Annotated in this window: 8 protein-coding genes and 1 pseudogene; 3 read left to right on the forward strand and 6 right to left on the reverse strand. The window is 67.6% G+C overall.

Going from position 1 to position 19,695, the window contains the following annotated elements; all coding sequences use genetic code 11:
* Positions 1 to 217: 217 nt before the first annotated feature.
* From ACZY1I_RS27825 to ACZY1I_RS27835, 3 genes and pseudogenes are all read right to left on the reverse strand, one after another.
* The gene (locus ACZY1I_RS27825; protein WP_463760151.1) at positions 218 to 2,377 is read right to left on the reverse strand and encodes a hypothetical protein; all 2,160 of its coding nucleotides are present in this window, start codon (positions 2,375 to 2,377) and stop codon (positions 218 to 220) included.
* Between the two features lie 516 nt (positions 2,378 to 2,893).
* Positions 2,894 to 3,334: pseudogene (locus ACZY1I_RS27830) on the reverse strand (Fur family transcriptional regulator); the annotation flags it as partial.
* Between the two features lie 543 nt (positions 3,335 to 3,877).
* Positions 3,878 to 7,297, reverse strand: coding sequence for a TM0106 family RecB-like putative nuclease (locus ACZY1I_RS27835; protein WP_463760154.1), 3,420 nt, complete (start codon positions 7,295 to 7,297; stop codon positions 3,878 to 3,880).
* Positions 7,298 to 7,458: 161 nt separating this feature from the next.
* Between ACZY1I_RS27835 and ACZY1I_RS27840 the strand changes: the two genes are divergently transcribed.
* Entirely contained in the window at positions 7,459 to 13,374 is a 5,916-nt protein-coding gene (locus ACZY1I_RS27840; protein WP_463760156.1) for a PE family protein, read from the forward strand.
* A gap of 17 nt (positions 13,375 to 13,391) precedes the next feature.
* Here the strand turns inward: ACZY1I_RS27840 and ACZY1I_RS27845 are convergent, their stop codons facing one another.
* Complete coding sequence (locus ACZY1I_RS27845; RefSeq protein WP_463760158.1) at positions 13,392 to 13,994, reverse strand: LppP/LprE family lipoprotein; 603 nt, start codon at positions 13,992 to 13,994, stop codon at positions 13,392 to 13,394.
* A 94-nt stretch (positions 13,995 to 14,088) separates the two neighbouring features.
* Here ACZY1I_RS27845 and ACZY1I_RS27850 point away from each other — a divergent pair, with 94 nt between their 5' ends.
* A complete protein-coding gene (locus ACZY1I_RS27850; RefSeq protein WP_463760160.1) occupies positions 14,089 to 15,792 on the forward strand; it encodes a DEAD/DEAH box helicase in 1,704 nt (567 codons plus the stop codon).
* Positions 15,789 to 16,928, forward strand: coding sequence for an acyltransferase family protein (locus tag ACZY1I_RS27855; protein ID WP_463760162.1), 1,140 nt, complete (start codon positions 15,789 to 15,791; stop codon positions 16,926 to 16,928). The genes ACZY1I_RS27850 and ACZY1I_RS27855 overlap by 4 nt, the downstream gene beginning before the upstream one ends.
* A gap of 49 nt (positions 16,929 to 16,977) precedes the next feature.
* Here the strand turns inward: ACZY1I_RS27855 and ACZY1I_RS27860 are convergent, their stop codons facing one another.
* Positions 16,978 to 17,586, reverse strand: a complete 609-nt coding sequence (locus ACZY1I_RS27860; RefSeq protein ID WP_463760164.1) for a TetR/AcrR family transcriptional regulator — start codon at positions 17,584 to 17,586, stop codon at positions 16,978 to 16,980.
* A complete protein-coding gene (locus ACZY1I_RS27865; RefSeq protein ID WP_463760168.1) occupies positions 17,586 to 18,827 on the reverse strand; it encodes a cytochrome P450 in 1,242 nt (413 codons plus the stop codon). The genes ACZY1I_RS27860 and ACZY1I_RS27865 overlap by 1 nt, the downstream gene beginning before the upstream one ends.
* Between the last annotated feature and the right edge of the window lie 868 nt (positions 18,828 to 19,695).

Here is a 19,695-nt window from a genome sequence, read left to right on the forward strand (position 1 = left end):
GCAACCGTTGACCTACCAACCGAAGTCCAAGCCAATCACCACTTCTCGTGAAGCGACCTTCTTTATATCTGACTTCCCGGTTCTGGAACCGGTTTTGCTCGCCCCCTGAAAACGCAACACGTGCACTAGCCTTCACCATTGGGGTGAGGGTTGTCTTAAGTATCCTCACCTAACCTCAAGACATGCCGCGACGGGCTGGGACGAAGCCCAGGTAGATCTACAGGTACAGACAAGAGATGCACAGCACTTCGTCGAGACTGGCGGTGCGCCGCCCGGCAACGGCGAGCGCACTGCGGGACCGATCCAGGCGTTCGGTGTCGAACATCGCTGGGCCGGTGGCCATTACGTCGGTGAGCAGGTAGCGGCCGGTGTGGGGTGCGCGGAGCACCTCCGGCTCAGCGGCGCTGGAACCGTTGAGTTTGGCCGCGTCAGCGAAGTTGATGCCCACCTGAAAGACCTGCGGTTCGCCGTCGAGCACCGCGGTCAGGCGGGTGATGTAGTGCTCGGGAGCGAAGAACCGCCAGCCCGCGCCCAGATGCAGCCAGAACCGTGCATCGATCTGCGCGCGTAGTTGGGCCAGCACGGGGGCGGGCTTGTCGCCGGATCTGCGACGCGCGAACTCGAGAAACTTATAGCGTTGGCGCAGCTTGGTGCGGTCGGAGGTGGATAGACCGGTATCGAGCACCAAGAAGCGACCGACCCGCGATACATCGAGGCAGCAGTTCAGAAACGAGTTGAGTGTTTGCTCGGTGGTGTCGCGGTCTGGTCCGGCGACCAGGCTGACGGTGACTTCGGGCTCACCGGTGGACGCCAGCGTTTTCACTACAGTTTGGGGGTACGGTGCGGCCGCCTCGAGCATGGTCGGTACCGAGAAGTCGCGGTTGGCCGCGATCCGTTGTCGATCAGGGCCAGGAAGGTCGGGGCGGGCCAGCAGGCGGCGGCACAGCGTGAACGCCTCGGCGTGCTCACCGATCTGGGATGCGCACACCGCCTGCTCATCGGTTGCGCGCCAAGCGTAGATGTCCGCGTGTCTGGGGACAAAGAGATCCTCGTCGGGAAAGGGGATTTCGGCGGCACGCCGGGCAAACCGGTACGCGATCTTGTAGCGCTGCTCGTTGCGGCACCGAACGGCGACGGCGTGCAAGGCCTCGGCGCGGGTCGGTCGAAACTTCCATGCATCGAGGTAAACCTCTTGAACATCTGGCCACGGCTCACCAAGGTTCGACATCGACTCCGCGAGCCGGTACATCGCCCAGTAGACCTCCTCGTCGCAGCCGCCCATCTCGACCCGCCGTGCACACCAACGGCGTCCATTGACGAAATCCTCCATGCGGCAGTAGGTCTCGGCGAGGAAAAAGACCGATCGCGCATCGTCGGGGTTGCGATTGATGTTGGCCAGCAACCAATCTCGCTCCTGCGCGGCCTTATGCTTGAACAGGTTGTAGGTGAAGAGCTGACGGTCGCTGAGCTCTGCGCTGTGGGTTTTGCTTTCTAGGCGGACATCGAGGCCAAGGTCCTCCCGCGCAACGATCTTGAGGCTTTCCGACAGCGCCCCCTCCAGGATGGCGGCCTGGTCGCGCGCGGCGAAAGCCTGGTAGCCGCGCTCGGCGATCTCGGTTCGCGCGCGCTCGTCGCCGACGAGTTCTACACAGCGATCGACAAGTTCGTCGTAGTCCGCGAACGCGATGCCAGACGTCAGGTCGCGCTCCAATGTCGGATCGGCACTGTCTTCGGAGACCACCGCGCGCCTGTTGGCGAGCAAGTAGGAAACACGCACGATCGCAAAGATCTTCGCTTCCCAGTAGTGCAGGTTGAGTACGATCTTCGAGCGTGCGATCCAGGCATCGCGGCTCGCGCCGTAGGCGCCCGATAGCCATTTGACCCGAAGACCGCGTTCGTGCAGTTCCCTGAGAACGGCGTAGCGGCGCCCGTTGAGCGCGCCGTAGAACAGTACGTCGATGTCCTCTTGGGTTGGGTCGATCCGCGTTAGCTCGGGGACGTATCCGATCGGAACGTAGGTGGGCCGGGGCAAGCCCAGGGCAGCGAGGTACTCGATGTTGGCTTGGCTGTAGTCCCAGGTCGGGTAGCGCCGGAAAAGGTCGACGAATTCGGGCATCGTCATCCACGGCAGGTCATCACCCAGTTGCTCGAGGTTGTAGAAGATCGGGTTCTTCGGCGGCTTCAAGGCGTACTGGACGAGCAGATTTCCACCGAGCACGATGGTGCGGCGATCGTCGAGGTCGAGACGATTCGTCTGCACCGAGTCATGGCCGAGCGCCAGAAGGCCATGATGCAGTGCCTCGGCAACCTCATTAAAAGCTCCGCCGCTGATGTCGTAGTGGGAGGTAGGTGACACGATCGCGACGGCGAAACGCATGGGTGCAAAAGTACAGCAAGAGGCTTCGGCCTGACCCCGTTTGGGTGAGAAGTAGGCGGCTTGGCAACTGGTGCAGACAGTTTCGGCCCGAGACGCCACATTTCGCTGATGAAGGACGGGTCAAAGGCTGTGCGGCATCTTCAGGCGCGGTGAAGGGTTTTGCGCTCGAATCCCATTGTGTTGGAGTGGGATCCGTTGTTGAGTCACCTCAGAGTTCGGGGTGGACAGCTCATCTCATGTCCGTGTTGACCCAGCGCGCGACGGAAAGTTTGTTCTGACCCCTCCACCTCCGAATGTTGCATCAGCAACATCATGGCGGGCCCACCCGGCGCTAGCCCCCAAGCCGCCTGACCCTATTCTCGCTGCCTTCACCACGGTTACTGGTGTGAGTAGCGCCGGGGCAAGCCATTCCTCCGGAGTCGGCGCTGGCGTCGAAACTGGGCGGTCGTTGCTTGGTGACAGGAGGCTGGTCTCACTCGGGCAAAGCATGTCGTCGGAAAGTTCGTCCATGGTGGGGCTGTGATCGCCGTCGATTTGCGACGCGCCTGATGTCGCGCAGTCTGGACATCGGCCCCAGTAGAAGACCTCAGCCTCTTCGAGTTGAAAGCCGTTGACGTCGGAAGCGGTCAAGCAGGGTGTCTGGCCGACGGCACAGTCGACATCGGCAATCGCCCCGCAGGACCGGCAGACCACATGATGGTGGTTGTCGCCCACCCGAGTCTCGTAGCGCCCGACTGAACCCGAGGGCTGAATCCGTCGCAGCAAGCCCACGTCGGTCAGTGCATGCAGTATGTCGTACACGGTCTGTCGGGACCCATACGGTAGGCAGTCGCGTACCGCTCGGATGATCGTTTCGGTGTCGGAATGCGGATTCGTCTGTACGGCGTGGAGGACCGCGATACGCGGGCGGGTCACGCGCAGGCCGACCGCACGGAGCCGCTGGGCGTAATCGGCCATCGACCCATTCCCGATGTGACCAGCCATTGCCGAATTGGTCATGCCTTTGACCCCTTCCCCCGGAGGCACGAATTGCATGGATGGATGGCGCGACCCGACACGCGCCACCTGAACATAATCGGAGCCTAGTGTCCTTGGGCTGAAAAGCGACGCGTTTTCAGCACAAATCGCCCCAGCCCTGTTACGGCAAAATTAAGCGACCAAACCTGGTTCGCCTATTGCGTTCAAAACGAGGCGAAAGGTATGTAAAATCGCTGCTCAGGATGACTCTGGTTAGCTTGGACCGGTCACTGTAGATTTGTCAGCCGCGTCAATTTGACGCTATTGTAGGAAGGTGGCTCCGCCTCTTTCGAGGCTTTTCAGCGAGCTGACGACACCTGATCCGGATCGCAAGACTTGAAGACCCTATCCCCATTGCGCAAATGGTGTCCACAAAACGAATGATTTCGCCTCATAAATGGTGGCAGAATCGCGCCCGATAAGCTGTGCCGTAGCCGGTTAGTTCGGCACGGGGGGAATCGGCGATCGCCGGTTGGGGTCTGGCTATCGCGGGGGACGATCCTGAGAAGTAAGGCTCAGGAACGCGCCCAGGTCCACCAACCCGGTCGGTGTCGCCGGCAGGTACTGGGTCAGTAACTCCGATCGCACGATCACCGCCGCATACTGCGCTCGGCTGATCGCGACGTTGAGCCGGTTCCGGTTGAGCAGGAACGAGATTCCACGCGGGACCTCGTCGACCGAAGACGCCGTCATCGAGATGAAGACGACGGGTGCCTGCCCGCCCTGGAACTTATCGACGGTGCCGACCCGCACCTTGTCGAGGCGGGCCGCCGACAATTCTTGCCGGAGCAGCGCCACCTGCGCGTTGTACGGCGCCAGCACCAACACATCGTTGGCGGTCAGCGCCCTGGTGCCATGCTCGTCGGTCCAGGACCGGCCGATCATCCCCTGGATCTCGGCCACGATCGCCGCGGCCTCCTCGGGGCTCTCAATCGAGTTGCCTTGGTGCCGGACGGAAAGCACCTGTAGGCCCGGCTGATACCCGGCCAGTCGACGGGCGGCGGTGCACTCGGTGACCGAATGCAGGCGGCCCTCGTAGGACAGCGCCGAGACTGCGGCGCACACGTCCGGATGCATGCGGTAGGAGCGGTCCAGAAAGTAGCCCCGCTCGTCGGGCAGCGTGCGCTGACCATCGACGAGCCATTCCAGCGCGGAGATGTCGACGGGTTCGGGGTGGGTGCCCTGACTGACCTGCGGCAACTGCTGCGGGTCCCCGAGCAGCAGCAGGTTGCCGGCCGCCTGCGCCACCGCAATGGTGTTGGCCAGGCAGAACTGGCCGGCCTCATCGATCACCAGCAGATCGAGGCTGCCCGGTGACACCCGATTGCTGTTGGCGAAATCCCAGGCCGTGCCACCGATCACGCATCCCGGGGTGTCGGCGATGAATGCCGGATAGCCGTCCGATTCGATCTCCTGCCAGCGCGGCGAGGCATGATCGTTGCGCTTCTTAGCCACTCGGGCCGGATCCAGTCCGGCATCGATCACACAGTCCAACACGTTCTCCACCGCGGCGTGCGACTGCGCGACAACACCGATGCGCCAGGCGTGGTCGGTGATCAATCGCCCAATCACCCGGGCGGCGGTGTGCGTCTTGCCGGTCCCGGGCGGCCCGTGCACCGCCAGGTAGGACGAGTCCAGGCTCAGCGTCGCCGCCGTGATGTCGGCAACGGCGTCGCCGCTGCGCGGCAGCGTGACCGCGCCTCGAGTGCGGGGTGCATTGCGCAACAGCACATCGATGAGAGCCGTGCGGGGCAGTTCCGGCAACCCTCCAGCCACCGCCTGCGCGGTCGATGCGATCGACTCGCGCAACGCCTTCGTCGCCACCGGTGGTCCCGGTGTCAGCGCAAACGGCAACTGGTGAAAGGTGTTGCCGTCAGCGCCGGTTCGTTCGACGACGACGACCTCGGCGGGCAGGCTGGGATCGTCGACTTCGGCCACGTCGACCTGTGCCGCCGCCCGTCGGTCGGGGTCGTCGGTCATGCCTGCCGGAGCGGGCGGTTCGTAGAGGGCGTACATCCTGCCGTGCAGCTCTCCGCGCGCCAGTTCACCGGTCAGCCGGATGCGCCGCTGCAACTTGCGTGCGCGCGGCGGCCTGTGCCAATCGACGGTGACCTCGGCGCCGCCGATGAAGACATCGGAATTGTCCGACCATTCCTCGACGGGATAATTCAGTCGGTCGAAGTGCGACCACCAGAACGGTTTGTCCTCGCGTTGGTGGTATCCGCGGGCCGAGGCGACCATGGCGACGGCCACCTGTTGCGGGGTGCGATCCCCGGCAGCGGCGTCGCCGGCGAACTTCCCCAGGGTCGCCGCGAGCTGATCGTGGTCTTTGATGGTGTCGCTCTTGGGAACCGGTTGAACGCCAACCGGTGTGACGCCGGATTCCCACGCCAGAATCATCAACCAGTCCCGCAGCTTGCGGGTCGACAGGCAGTCGTAGTGGTTGTAGTCGGCGATCTCCTTCAGCACCGCGTCGGCCTCGTCGTTGCGGCCTTCGGCTAGCAGCTCGCAGTAGCGCGCATACGAGGTGATCGACGCGGTGGCGGTGGTCACGTCGCCGGAGCGCAGCTGGTTACCCATGTACAACGGTTCCAGCGCTTTCAGGCTGAACGACTCCGCGCCCACCCGAAGGCTCTTGCGTACCAACGGATACAGATCGACCAGGACCCCGTTGCGCAGTAGGTCATCGACGTCGTCCTCGCCGACGCCGTAGCGCCCGGCCAGCCGCAGCAACGCGGTCTTCTCGTAGGGCGCGTAGTGATAGATGTGCATATTGGGGTAGCGCCGGCGCCGCTTGGCCACCATCGCCAGGAACTGCTGCAGCGCCTTGCGCTCGCCGAGGCGGTCGTGCGCCCACAACGGACGGAAGGCTCCCGCAGGACCGGTCTCCAACACGCCGAACAGGTATTCCAGGCCCCAGTCTTTGCCGTCCGTAGTCCACAGCGGGTCGCCTTCGAAGTCGAAGAACAAGTCGCCCGCGTCCGGCTCCGGCAGCAGTGCCAGCGGCTGCGGGTCGGCGACCTCGAACTGTGGTGTGCCGGTATCCCGTTGCCGCAGTTGCAGTGTGGCCTGTGCTGTCAGCTTGCTCAGCACGCTGGGGCTCATGTTGGCCACCGGCCCGCTGTGTGCGGCCAGCTCGCCGATAGTGGTGATGCCGGCGGCGACCAGCTTCTCGCGCTGGGTGACACGCAGACCGGCGATCAGCAGCAGGTCGTCGGCCGCCCGCAACTGCTCTGCGCACAGCGGGCAGCGGAAGCAGGCCTGCACGCCTTCGTCCTCCCAGCGCACCGCCACGCCGGCGGCGTGGTGCTCGTCGAGCAGATGCTGCAGGTGAGCACGCTGAGACCGGTAGACCGGGATCAGGTCGGCGACGCGGTAGCGCACGATCTTTCCGTCGCCGAGTTCAAGCTCGGCCTCCGGCGCCACCGGCACTCCCGCGCCCGCCAAGGTGTCGGCGTAGGCGGCCAGTTGCAGCAGCGCGGTGACCTTGGCCGAACGAGCCAGCTTGGTATCGGTGACTCGATAGGACTCGCCGTCGCGGATCAGGAAGTCGGCGAACCCGAGAAACCGGCCGTCGAACATGGCGGCCTGATATACCACCGGAGCCCGGTTGGCGATGGCGCGCCGGGTGGCTTCGGCGGCGGCTGTCAGGCCTGCGTGGGTGTAAGCGGGGCGACCGATGACCGCGACTTGGTCGCCGAACTCGTCGCGTAGTCGGGCGAGCCGGCGAGCTTCATGCTCATCGCCCAGAACCGAAGTCCGAGCGAGCAACTCGTCGTCGACGGTGACGTTGGGACCACGACCCAGCCGGGCGTCGAACCCCCTGAGCAGCGCGTACTCGCACCGGGCCGCTGACGCGAGATCCGAAGCGCTGTAGACGATGCTGCCGTCAATGACAAACACAGCCGCCACTGTAAGTGCGAGGTGCGACATCCGGGCGTTTCGTGCGTGGATGTAGCTCGTCGCAATGAGGCCAAGGGATTCAACCGCGGCGACCATGTGACCCGCGTACAGTCTCCCATCGGCCGGATTTTTGAGGCCGTCAATTCCGATGGGAGCCGCGGATGTCGTCCTACTTGATTGCTATACCCGATGCCTTCGCGGCAGCGTCCGCGGACTTGACTGGGCTCGGCGCGGCCATCAGGCAGGCAAATGCGGCGGCGTCAGCCTCGACCTCACAGTTGTTGCCCGCAGCGGCCGACGAGGTGTCGGCGTCGATCGCGCAGTTGTTCGGTGGCTTCGCACAGGACTATCAACTGATCAGCGCACAGGTGTCGGCATTTCACGAAAACTTCGTGCTGTCCTTGACCGGTGCCGGCGGTGCGTATGCGGCGGCCGAGGCAGCCAGCGCCAACCCGTTGCAGCTCGTGCTCGACGAAGTGCTGGGCGTGATCAATCTCCCCACCGAGTTGCTGCTGAATCGTCCGCTGATCGGCGACGGCTACAACGGGCTGGCCGGCACCGGTCAGGCCGGCGGTGCGGGCGGAATTCTGTTCGGCAACGGGGGTAACGGCGGCTCTGGGGCGGCCGGGCAAGCCGGGGGCGCCGGTGGAGCCGCCGGAATCTTCTTCGGAATCGGTGGCACCGGGGGCACGGGTGGTGCCGGGGCGTCTGGCGGTGATGGCGGTGCATCCGCGCTCCTGTTCGGTGCCGGTGGTACCGGTGGCGTCGGTGGTGCGGGGGCAGTCGGCGGTCGGGGCGGGGCCGGCGCATTCTTCTTCGGCAACGGTGGCACCGGTGGTGTTGGTGGTGCGGGCGGGGCAGGCGGTATTGGCGGGACCGCGGGCTTCTTCGGCGACGGTGGCCATGGCGGCGCCGGCGGGGCTGGCGTGACGGGTGCTGGTGGTGCGGGCGGTGCCGGCGGCAACAGCGGTTTGTTGCTCGGCGGCAGTGGATCGGGCGGCGCGGGTGGCGCTGGGGCGGCCGGCGGTTTCGCGGGTGGGGCCGGTGGAGCCGGCGGTGTGGTTTCTGCAGTGATCGGTGGTAACGCGGGTGACGGCGGAGCCGGCGGAGCGGGCGGAATAGGCGCCACGGGTGCGGCCGGCGCAAACGGAAGTCAGGGCGGTACCGGCGGTGCCGGCGGAGCCGCGGGTGCGGTTCATTCGGTGATCGGCGGTGCCGGCGGCTTCGGTGGTGCCGGCGGCGCGGGTGGCCAAGGCGGAACCGGCGGTGTCGGCGTCGGCACAGGCAATGGTGGAGTGGGTGGCACCGGCGGTGATGGAGGACTGGCCGGCGCTGGTAGCGCCGGTGGACTGTTTGGAGTCGCGGGCTCGAGTGGCGCCAGCGGCCAGGGCGGTCAGGGTGGTACCGGCGGTGTGGGCGGGCAGGGTTTGACGAGCACGACGGCAGGTACTGACGGCGGCCTGGGTGGTGCCGGCGGTGCGGGCGGTCAGGGTGGTGTCGGGGGCGCCTCGGTTGCGGGCGGCGCTGCCGGCGTTGGCGGCGTGGGCGGTACCGGCGGCCAAGGTGGTCAGGGCGGCACGGGGTTTGCTGACACCGGGGCGAACGCCGCGACAAAGGGAGGCGTCGGCGGCGCTGGCGGTGCCGCGGGCGCTGGCGGCGCGTCAGGCAATGGCGTGGTCGCCGGGTACGGGACGGGTGGTCAGGGTGGCGTCGGTGGCACCGGTGGTGCCGGGCTCCTGGGTCAGACCAGCACGACCGCTGGGGTTGACGGCGGGACCGGTGGTGTCGGAGGCGGAGGCGGCCAGGGTGGTGTGGGTGGCGCCTCGGGAACCGGTGGCACGGCCGGCGGTGGTGGAGTGGGCGGTACTGGCGGTGTCGGTGGCCAGGGCGGTACGGGGTTTGCTGACACCGGGGTCAACGCCGCCACCAACGGTGGCAATGGCGGTGCTGGCGGTGCCGCGGGCGCAGGCGGTGCGGCCGGGACCGGTGGTGCGGCGGGGGTTGCCGGCGGATTCGGCATCGGCGGGCAGGGTGGTGCCGGTGGTACCGGCGGTGCGGGTCTGCAGGGTCAGACGAGCACCACCGCTGGGGTGGATGGCGGCATCGGTGGTGCTGGTGGCGGCGGCGGTCAGGGTGGTCTCGGCGGCGGCTCGGGTGCGGGTGGCACGGCAGGCGGTGGTGGTGTCGGCGGTAATGGCGGTGCCGGCGGCAAGGGCGGCACTGGGTTTGCTGACACTGGGGTGAACGCCGCTACCAACGGCGGCAATGGCGGTGCTGGCGGTGCTGCGGGTGCCGGCGGTGCGGCCGGTAACGGTGGTGCGGCGGGCGTTGCCGGCGGGTTCGGCACCGGTGGGCAGGGTGGTGCGGGCGGTACGGGCGGTGCGGGTCTACAGGGTCAGACCAGCACTACTGCTGGTGTTGACGGCGGCACCGGTGGCGCTGGTGGCGGCGGCGGCCAGGGAGGTCTCGGCGGCGGCTCGGGTGCGGGTGGCACGGCTGGCGGTGGTGGTGTCGGCGGCAATGGCGGCGCTGGGGGCCAGGGCGGTACCGGGTTTGCTGATACCGGAGCAAACGCTGCAACGAAGGGCGGCAACGGTGGCGCAGGCGGTACGGCGGGGGCAGGCGGCGCGGCTGGTAACGGCGGTGCGGCCGGGGTCGCCGGCGGATTCGGTACCGGTGGGCAGGGTGGCGCCGGTGGTACCGGCGGTGCGGGCCTGCAAGGTCAGACGAGCACAACCGCCAACGTCAACGGCGGCACCGGTGGTGCCGGTGGCGGTGGCGGCCAAGGTGGTGCGGGTGGTGGCTCGGGTACGGGTGGAACATCCGGCGCCGGCGGTGTGGGCGGCAGCGGCGGTGCCGGCGGCCAGGGTGGCACCGGGTTTGCTGACGACGGGGTGAACGCCGCGACCGCGGGCGGCAACGGCGGTGCTGGTGGCACTGCGGGCGCCGGCGGTGCGGCAGGAAACGGTGGTGCTGCTGGCGTTAACGGCGTATTCGGCACCGGCGGGCAGGGCGGCACCGGTGGCACCGGTGGTGCGGGTCTGCAAGGACAGGCGAGCGTCACGCCGGGAACGGCGGGTGGCACCGGCGGTGTCGGCGCCGCGGGCGGCCAGGGTGGTGCCGGTGGCGGGTCGGGCAGCGGTGGCACGAACGGAATCGGCGGTTCAGGCGGCACCGGCGGGGCGGGTGGCGCCGGTGGTGCCGGGCTTGCTGACGACGGCAGTAACAATGCGAGCGCCGGAGGAATCGGCGGCGTCGGTGGCGTCGGCGGTAACGGCGGCGCAGTGGGCAGCGGTGGCGCCGGAGGCAGTTCCGGTCTAGGTGGCAACGGTGGCGCCGGTGGCCAGGGCGGCATCGGCGGCGCGGCGACTAAAGCAGGCGATACGGCGGGCGCTGGTGGCGCCGGCGGCGTGGGTGGTGCCGGCGGTACCGGTGTCGGTGGCGCGGCCAACAACGCGGCGTCTGGTGGTGGAATCGGCGGTCAGGGCGGCGCCGGCGGTGCTGGTGGCACCGCGATAGCCGGTGCCACTAACGGCACAGGGGGTGCAGGCGCTGTTGGCGGTCAGGGCGGCACGGGTGGTGTTGGATTTGTCGACAGTGGCACCAACAATGCGGGCGCCGGCGGTACCGGTGGCACCGGCGGCGGGGGTGGCACCGGCGGCGTCGTGGGCAGCGGTGGCACCGGCGGTGGTGCGGGTGCGGCAGGTGCCGGCGGTAAGGGTGGCGTTGGTGGCGCAGGTGGGGCCACCGCTACCGCAGGCGACACAGCGGGTGCCGGTGGCGCCGGCGGCGCCGGCGGCCAGGGCGGTACCGGCGCCATTGGCGTGGCCAGTGGCGTGGCGTCCGTCGGGGGTGTCGGCGGCCAGGGTGGTACCGGCGGCGCCGGCGGTGGCGCGGTTGCCGGTGCGACGAACGGCACGGGCGGCGCCGCAGGTGCAGGCGGCCAGGGCGGTACCGGTGGCGCTGGGTTTGCCGACGGCGGCACGAACAATGCGGGCACCGGCGGAACCGGTGGCGCCGGCGGCGTCGGCGGTAACGGAGGCGCGGTGGGTACTGGCGGCACCGGCGGTGGCGCGGGCGCCGCAGGGGCTGGCGGTAAGGGCGGCGTTGGTGGCGTGGGTGGAGCCACCACAACGGTGGGTGACACGGCCGGTGCTGGTGGCGCCGGCGGCGTCGGCGGCCAAGGCGGCACCGGGACCGCGGGCACGGCCAGCGGCGCCGGATCCGTCGGGGGTGTCGGCGGCCAGGGTGGTACCGGCGGCGCCGGCGGCGGCGCGGTAGTCGGTGCCACGAATGGCACTGGCGGCGCCGCAGGTGCTGGCGGCCAAGGCGGCACCGGAGGTGCAGGATTCGCCGACGACGGCACCAACGATGCGGGTGCCGGCGGCATAGGCGGTGCCGGTGGCGTGGGCGGCACCGGCGGCGCGTCCGGCAGCGGTGGTTCCGGCGGCGGCGTCGGTACGACAGGTGCCGGTGGCAAGGGCGGCGTAGGCGGTATAGGCGGGAAAGCGGCCGCAGCCAGCGACACGGCCGGCGCCGGTGGCGCCGGTGGTGCCGGCGGTCAAGGCGGTACGGGAGTCACCGGCACGGCCGGCGTCGTCGGGTCTACAGGTGGCGTCGGCGGCCAGGGTGGCCAGGGCGGTGCCGGCGGCGCGGCGATCAGCGGCGCAGTCAACGGCAGTGGCGGTGCGGGCGGTGTCGGCGGCCAGGGCGGCACCGGCGGCACCGGGTTTGCTGAAGCAGGTGCGAACGCAGCAACCGCGGGAGGCAACGCCGGTAACGGCGGTCTGGGCGGCAGCGGGGGAGCGGTCGGCAGCGGCGGCTCCGGAGGTGCGGCCGGCGCGGCAGGTGCGGGTGGCAAGGGCGGCGTCGGTGGCGTGGGTGGTGCGACTACCAGCGCGGCCAGCACGGCCGGTGCCGGCGGCGCCGGCGGCAATGGTGGACAGGGTGGTACCGGTGCCACCAGTGGGGCCGGAGCCGCTGCACCGGTCGGTGGTGCCGGTGGCGGCGGAGGCGCCGGCGGGGCTGGCGGCAATGCGGCGGCTGGTGCGACGAACGGCAAGGGCGGTGCGGGCGGTAACGGCGGCCAGGGCGGTACCGGTGGAGCAGGAATTGCTGACAGTGGCGCCAACGACGCCGGCGCGGGCGGTGGCGGTGGCGCCGGCGGTGCGGGTGGTGCCGGCGGCGCGATTGGCAGTGGCGGCTCCGGCGGCATTGCGGGCGAGGGCGGCGATGGCGGCAAGGGCGGTGTAGGCGGCGTAGGTGGAGCGACAACCAAGGCGGGTGACGCCGCCGGTGCCGGCGGCGCTGGCGGCATCGGCGGTATCGGGGGCGCCGGGGTCATCAGCGGGGCCGGTGTCGCGGGATCCCTCGGTGGTGACGGAGGCGCCGGCGGAACCGGCGGTGCCGGCGGCAATGCGGTGGCAGGTGCCACTAACGGCAACAGCGGTGCCGGGGGTGCCGGCGGCCAGGGAGGCACTGGCGGTAACGGGGCCGCTGATACCGGCAGCAACAATGCGGGTGCCGGTGGTGGCGGTGGTGCCGGCGGTGCGGGTGGCGCCGCGGGCGCGGTGGGCATTAACGGTACTGGTGGCACTGCAGCCGTCGGCGGCGTCGGCGGCCAGGGCGGCAGCGGTGGCGTCGGCGGAGCGACCGCGGGCAACACCGCCGGTGTCGGTGGTGTCGGTGGCAATGGTGGTGCCGGCGGTGCTGGGGCCAGCGGCACGGCCAGTGCACCTGGCGGAGCCGGCGCCAACGCAGGTCTGGGCGGCAAGGGTGGGACCGGCGGCACCGGCGGAGCCAACTCGGCCGGCACCGGCGGGCTCGGCGGCGCGGGAGGCACCGGCGGCGGCGGCGGAACCGGCGGCAACGGCACAGGTGCAAACAACGGCGGCAGCGGCGGCAATGGCGGCACCGGCGGCACCGGCGGCACGGGCGGCGTCGGTAAGACCGGGAACCCTGGCACCGGCGGTGCGGGCGGCAATCCTGGAAACACCGGCAACGCCTCTACCGGCGCCACAGGGGGCACCGGTGGTGGAGGCGGCACAGGCGGCGCGGGCGGCACCGGCTCTGCCTAAGGCCGCCTAGGTGCGCGTCAGCGCCCTGGCATGTTGCCGATCAACTCGACGCTGCTGCCGTTCCACCGGAACTTCACCACGCTGCCGAGTCCAGTAAGTCCGCTGGCGTACGTCAGCGCCACGGTGTCACCAGTGCACTGTGCCGTGTCGATGCCGTTGAACCCGTAGGTGTCGGGCACTCCTTGCGGAATGAACTTGCCGAGGTGAAACATCACCGCACGCGTGGTCGGATTGTCGCCGTTGGTGTTGGCCTTGATGATCACCGCGGACAACTGAGCGCATTCGTTGTAGTTGCCGGCCACCGGTTCGGGGCTCCAGGGCTGCTGACTGCGCGGGTCGCGGGGCAATTCCGAGACGACCTTCGCGATGGTGGACGATGCGAGGTTCACCGCGCACGGGTCGGCCGGGGCGCTGCTGGTCGCCGGATCTGCGGTATTGGGCGGCTGGGCCGACGCGCCCGGCGTGCCGGCGGTGCCCGTCCCGGAGGGCTTTGTGGCCTGCGGCGTCTTGGCCACCGTCGAGTCCCCGGAACCGCATCCGGTCAGCATTGTCGCCACCGTCAGGGCAACTGTGGCCGTCAGTGGTGCGGCACGACAGGGGAGCGATAACACATCGGGCACCGTACCGTCAGGCGGTGCGGGGTTGAAGCAGGCATGGCCGGATAGGTGCCGAGTTGTCGGGTAGGCGGGGGACCGCCCTAGAATTCTTCTCCTGATGTCAAACCCGGATACTCCCCCTGAGACCTTCGCCGACCTGCAGATTCATCCCGATGTCGTGCGGGCCCTCGCCGACGTCGGTTACGAGTCCCCGACGGCCATCCAAGCTGCAACGATTCCGGCGCTGATGGCGGGGTCCGACGTGGTCGGTCTCGCGCAGACCGGCACCGGCAAGACGGCGGCCTTCGCGCTGCCGATCCTGTCCAAGATCGACACCGCAAGCAAAGCCACCCAGGCGTTGGTGCTGGCGCCTACCAGGGAACTGGCCCTGCAGGTGGCCGAGGCGTTCAGCCGGTACGGCGCCCATCTGCCGATCTCCGTCCTGCCCATCTACGGCGGCGCGTCCTACGGGGTGCAACTGGCCGGCTTGCGGCGCGGTGCACAGGTGGTTGTCGGCACGCCTGGCCGGGTCATCGACCACCTGGAACGCGGGACCTTGGACCTTTCCAGCGTTGATTACCTGGTGCTCGACGAGGCCGACGAGATGCTCGCCATGGGTTTCTCCGACGAAGTCGACCGCATCCTGTCCGACACTCCGGAATACAAACAGGTGGCGCTCTTTTCGGCGACCATGCCGCCGGGGATCCGAAAGATCACCACCAAGTATCTGCACGATCCGTTCGAAGTGGCGTCCAAGGCGAAAACCGCTACCGCCGAGAACATTTCACAGCGCTACATCCAGGTTGCCGGTCCCCGCAAGATGGACGCGCTCACCCGCATCCTCGAGGTCGAGCAGTTCGAGGCGATGATCATTTTCGTCCGAACCAAACAGGCCACCGAGGAGGTTGCCGAAAAGCTGCGTGCCAGAGGGTTTTCCGCGGCGGCCATCAACGGCGACATTCCGCAGGCGGTGCGGGAGCGGACCATCGCAAGTCTCAAGGACGGCCGCATCGACATCCTGGTCGCCACCGATGTGGCCGCCCGCGGTCTTGACGTGGAGCGGATATCACACGTCCTCAACTACGACATCCCGCACGACACGGAGTCCTACGTGCACCGCATCGGGCGAACCGGTCGAGCGGGGCGGTCCGGGATCGCACTGCTATTCGTTTCCCCGCGGGAACGGCACCTGCTCAAAGCGATTGAGAAGGCCACCCGGCAGACTCTGATCGAAGCCGCGCTGCCCACCGTCGAGGACGTTAACGCGCAACGGGTGGCGAAGTTCGGTGACTCGATCACCAGCGCGCTCGGCGGCCAGGGAATCGAGTTGTTCCGCAGGCTGGTCGAGGACTACGAGCGTGAGCACGACGTCCCGATGGCCGACATCGCCGCGGCGCTGGCATTGCAGTCGCGCGACGGTGAGGCGTTTCTGTTGTCGCCCGACCCACCGCCGGAACGGCGGGAGCGCAGGGATCGCGACGAAGGCCGGGAACGCTCTGATAAGCCAAGACAGACAAGGCCTTTCACCACCTACCGAATCGACGTGGGCAAGCGGCACAAGATCGGCCCGGGCGCGATCGTCGGCGCCATCGCCAACGAGGGCGGTTTGCATCGCAGCGATTTCGGTCACATCGCCATCGGCCCGGATTTCTCACTGGTGGAGCTTCCGGTGAAGATGCCCGGTGCGACGCTGAAAAAACTTGAACAGACTCGTATTTCGGGCGTGTTGATCAACCTCCGACCTGAGAGGACATCGGACAAGCCCCGCGCTCGCGGGGCACGGCAGGACGGCGGTAAACCGCGCCGCAAATACGAGAGATGACTCTGTCCGAGGAGCGGGACGCCCAGGGGGGTCTCGAGCAGACCTCCCACGTCGACCGGGTCGCGTCACTGACCGGTGTCCGCGCGGTCGCCGCGCTGCTGGTCATCGGCACCCACGCCGCCTACACCACCGGCAAGTACACCCACGGCTATTGGGGTTTGGTCGGCGCCCGGATGGAGATCGGCGTGCCGATTTTCTTCGTGCTGTCCGGGTTCCTGTTGTTCCGCCCGTGGGTGAAATCCGCTGCCACTGGCGGCCCGCCTCCGTCGGTGAGTCGGTATGCGTGGCACCGGGTTCGGCGAATCATGCCGGCCTACGTCATCACCGTGCTGCTGGCCTACCTGCTGTACCACTTTCGCGAAGCCGGGCCCAACCCCGGGCACAGCTGGCTGGGTCTGGTCCGCAACCTCACTTTGACGCAGATCTACACCGACGGCTACCTCGGCAAGTATCTGCACCAGGGCCTGACCCAGATGTGGAGCCTGGCGGTAGAGGGCTCCTTCTACGTGGTGCTGCCGCTGCTCTCGTATGTGCTGTTGGTGCTGATCTGCCGGCGGAAGTGGCAACCAAGGCTGACTCTGAGCGCAATCGCCGCGCTGATGCTGATCAGCCCAGGTTGGTTGTACCTGGTGCATACCGTCCACGTGATTCCCGACGGTGCCCGACTCTGGCTGCCGACCTATCTCGCCTGGTTCCTGGGCGGCATGTCGCTGTCCGTGCTGCAGGCGATGGGTGCCCGCTGCTATGCGGCGGTGGCCATTCCCCTGGCGGTCATCTGCTACTTCATCGTCTCGACGCCGATCGCGGGTGCCCCCACCACATCCCCGGCCTCGCTGCCCGAAGCGCTCTGGAAGACCGGCTTCTATACGGTCATCGCCACGCTGGCGGTGGCGCCGCTGGCGCTGGGTGATCAGGGCTGGTACTCACGACTGCTGGCCAGTCGGCCGATGGTCTGGCTGGGCGAGATCTCCTACGAGATCTTCCTGATCCATTTAGTGACCATGGAGTTCGCGATGGATTACATCGTTCAGGCGCACGTCTACACCGGGTCGATGCTGAACCTTTTCCTTGCCACCGTGGCGGTGACCGTCCCGCTCGCGTGGCTGTTGCATCGATTCACCAAGGTCAAGACCTAGGCGCCAGGTCTGGCTGTCGATCGGACGGCTGACGCCGGCGGGACGGACCCTATGGTGGTGACCCGCTGCGCCCGGCTGGCGCCGCGCTTGCGATCACCACGACCGGCACCAGGAACTCCTCGATCATCGACCGCTCGTCGTTGTTGTCCCTGCCCGGAAACATCAGCAGCGAGATGATCTGCCGCACCACCCAACGGGCGCGCCTTTCGATGGCGGCAGGGTCGTCAGGTCCGAGCGAGCTCAGGAACCCGGAAGCCAGCGCCGCGATCACCTCCGATTGCCCGGCCAACTCGCCGCCGATCGGCAGGCGTGTCGACCCGAACCACGATGACAGTGCGGGACTCTCGCGAACCATTCGTAACGTGGCAATGACGCTGGCGACCAGTCGTTCCCGCGGATCGGAGATGCTCTCGATCTGCTGCAGCAGCTCGCGTCCCAGTCGATGTGTCTCGCGGTGCACGTAGGCGGTGTGCAGCGCCTCCCGGCTGTCGAAGTATCGATACAGTGTTGCGCGGGAACACCCTGCGAGCCTTGCGATTTCGTTCATTCCGACGGAAGCCGGATCATTCTCGGTGAACAGCCGCTCGGCGGCATCGAGGATCCGGTCCGCCGCGACCTCGGTACGGCGCTCGGCCAGCCAGTCTTTTCCGGTGGGCATCAGGCCTTGACCTGGATCGGAACCGACAGCGGACGTCGGACATAACTGCCGCCGGACCAGACGATGTTGGGCACGTCGACGCCGAAGTCTGGGCAACGGCTCAGCAGTTCGCTCAGCGCGACCCGCGATTGCATCCGCGCCGCGGCAGCGCCGAGGCAGTGGTGTGCGCCGTGGCTGAAGGTCAAGATGTTGCGCGGACGACGCTTCACGTCGAGTTCGCCTGCGTCGTCGCCATATTGGCGTTCGTCGCGGTTGGCCGACCCGTACAGCAGCAGCACACGCCGACCGGCCGGGATGGTGGTGTCTTCGATCGTCACGTCGCTGGTCACGGTGCGGGCCAGGTTCTGCGCCGGCGCGGTGAGCCGCAGCAGTTCGTCGACGGAGTCAGGGATGAGGTCGGGTTCTTCGGCCAGCAGTTGACGCTGGTCGGGCCGCTCGTGCAGCAAAGGCATTGAGCCACCAAGCATTCCGGTGACGGTGTCGTTGCCGCCGGTGACCATTGTGAAGGTGAAGCCCAGTATCGACAGGATGCCGGCGATATCGCCGTCGACACCGACCCCCGCGGCGACCAGGTGCGAGATCGTGTCGTCTTCGGGCTCGGTTCGGCGCCTTTCGATCAGCGCGGTGAAGTAAGCCATCATCGACCCGACGGCATCGCCGACCGATTCGAGTGCGCTGACGATGCCGCCCTCGGCGGTATTGGCCGCGACGATGGCCTGTGTCCAGCCGTCGAACTGGGCCCAATCCTCCTCGGGCACACCGAGATAGTGTGCGACGACCATCGAAGGGAGCGGTTTGAACAGCTCGGTGACAATGTCGCCGCCGCCGTTGGCGCGCAGCCTCTCGATGCGTTCGACGACGAAATCGCGCACCTTGGGTTCCACCGCCTCGACCTGTCGCGGGGTGAAGCCGCGCGACACCAGCTTGCGAAACTGGGTGTGCACGGGTGGATCCTGCATCACCATCGGCGGATTATCCTGCAGCCCAATCATTTCCAGATCGCCGTAGTTGACGGTCAGACCCTGCGCCGAGGAGAACGTGCCATGGTCTCGAGCGGCGGCCCAGACGTCGGCGTGCCGCGAGAGTACGTAGTAGTCGTTCTCGGGATGGCCCGGCGGAATGACGTGGTGCACCGGGTCGTGGTCGCGCAATGCCCGGTACATCGGCCACGGGTTCGGCCAGGTTTCGGGCGTGGCCAGTACGAACTTCGCGGGGACCTCGTGAGACATAACAGCGATCATGTCGTATTCGTACGACAGGAGGCGGAATATGTCAACCACTCCGGGCGCGAAGTGCGCCCGCGAAAGGTTGCAGTAGCCGAGTTTGTCGGTTGCCATTTTCGGTGGCGGTGTGCCAAAACCAAATGGCGGAAGATGGCGCTTCCGCCATAAAGTTGGCATTTCCATACGCGGGGACGAACTCAGTGGCCCTGCCGACTGATGGTTGACGCGGTTCATCTGAGGTTGGTGACCCCCGGTGGCTGCAGCCCCGACGGGATGCGCATGCCAATACGGTCGGAACACCCGCCGAATCGGACTGTCGGTCATGCGTTGGCTGATCCCGTCAGCAACGTAATTGAGGTCGACCTTTTGAACGCAGGTATTGGCGGCAACGCTTAACGGGTGTTGATTCGAGCCCGCACGCATAAAATTCGGAGGTTTTCATGAGGGGTGTCTGCATGCCGGTCGCCGTGCTGCGTTGGTCGGCTTCAAGGTAGTCCGGGCCGCGACACTTTCCGCGATCGTGTGGTGCCCCGCGTTTGTGAAGCCCATTGTTGTCACGCCGCTCGCTGCGCCGCCGGCCCCGCCGCCACCGCCCAGAGTCGCAACCGCTCGACCTGCGGCGAGGTGCTCATCAAAGGGGCGCTAAAGTTTCCGGCTCCGTGTGCGGGCACGTGAGGGTCTAATCCATTGGCGCGCCATTAATTTTCGTCGCGCTTAAGTCGTCGCCGGCTCCCGGCGATCTCATGAACGACGCAGGCGAAATGCCAGCCGAGAACTCAGCCTGATCGGCTCGTCGCGAACGTGATTGTACATTTCCCGATTCATGAGTTCGTCGTCCATGTACGAGTAAGAGCGAGGGGGATAGTGACGTGGACGAACGCGGCCC

It is taken from the genome of Mycobacterium sp. IDUB_37 (assembly GCF_055419245.1).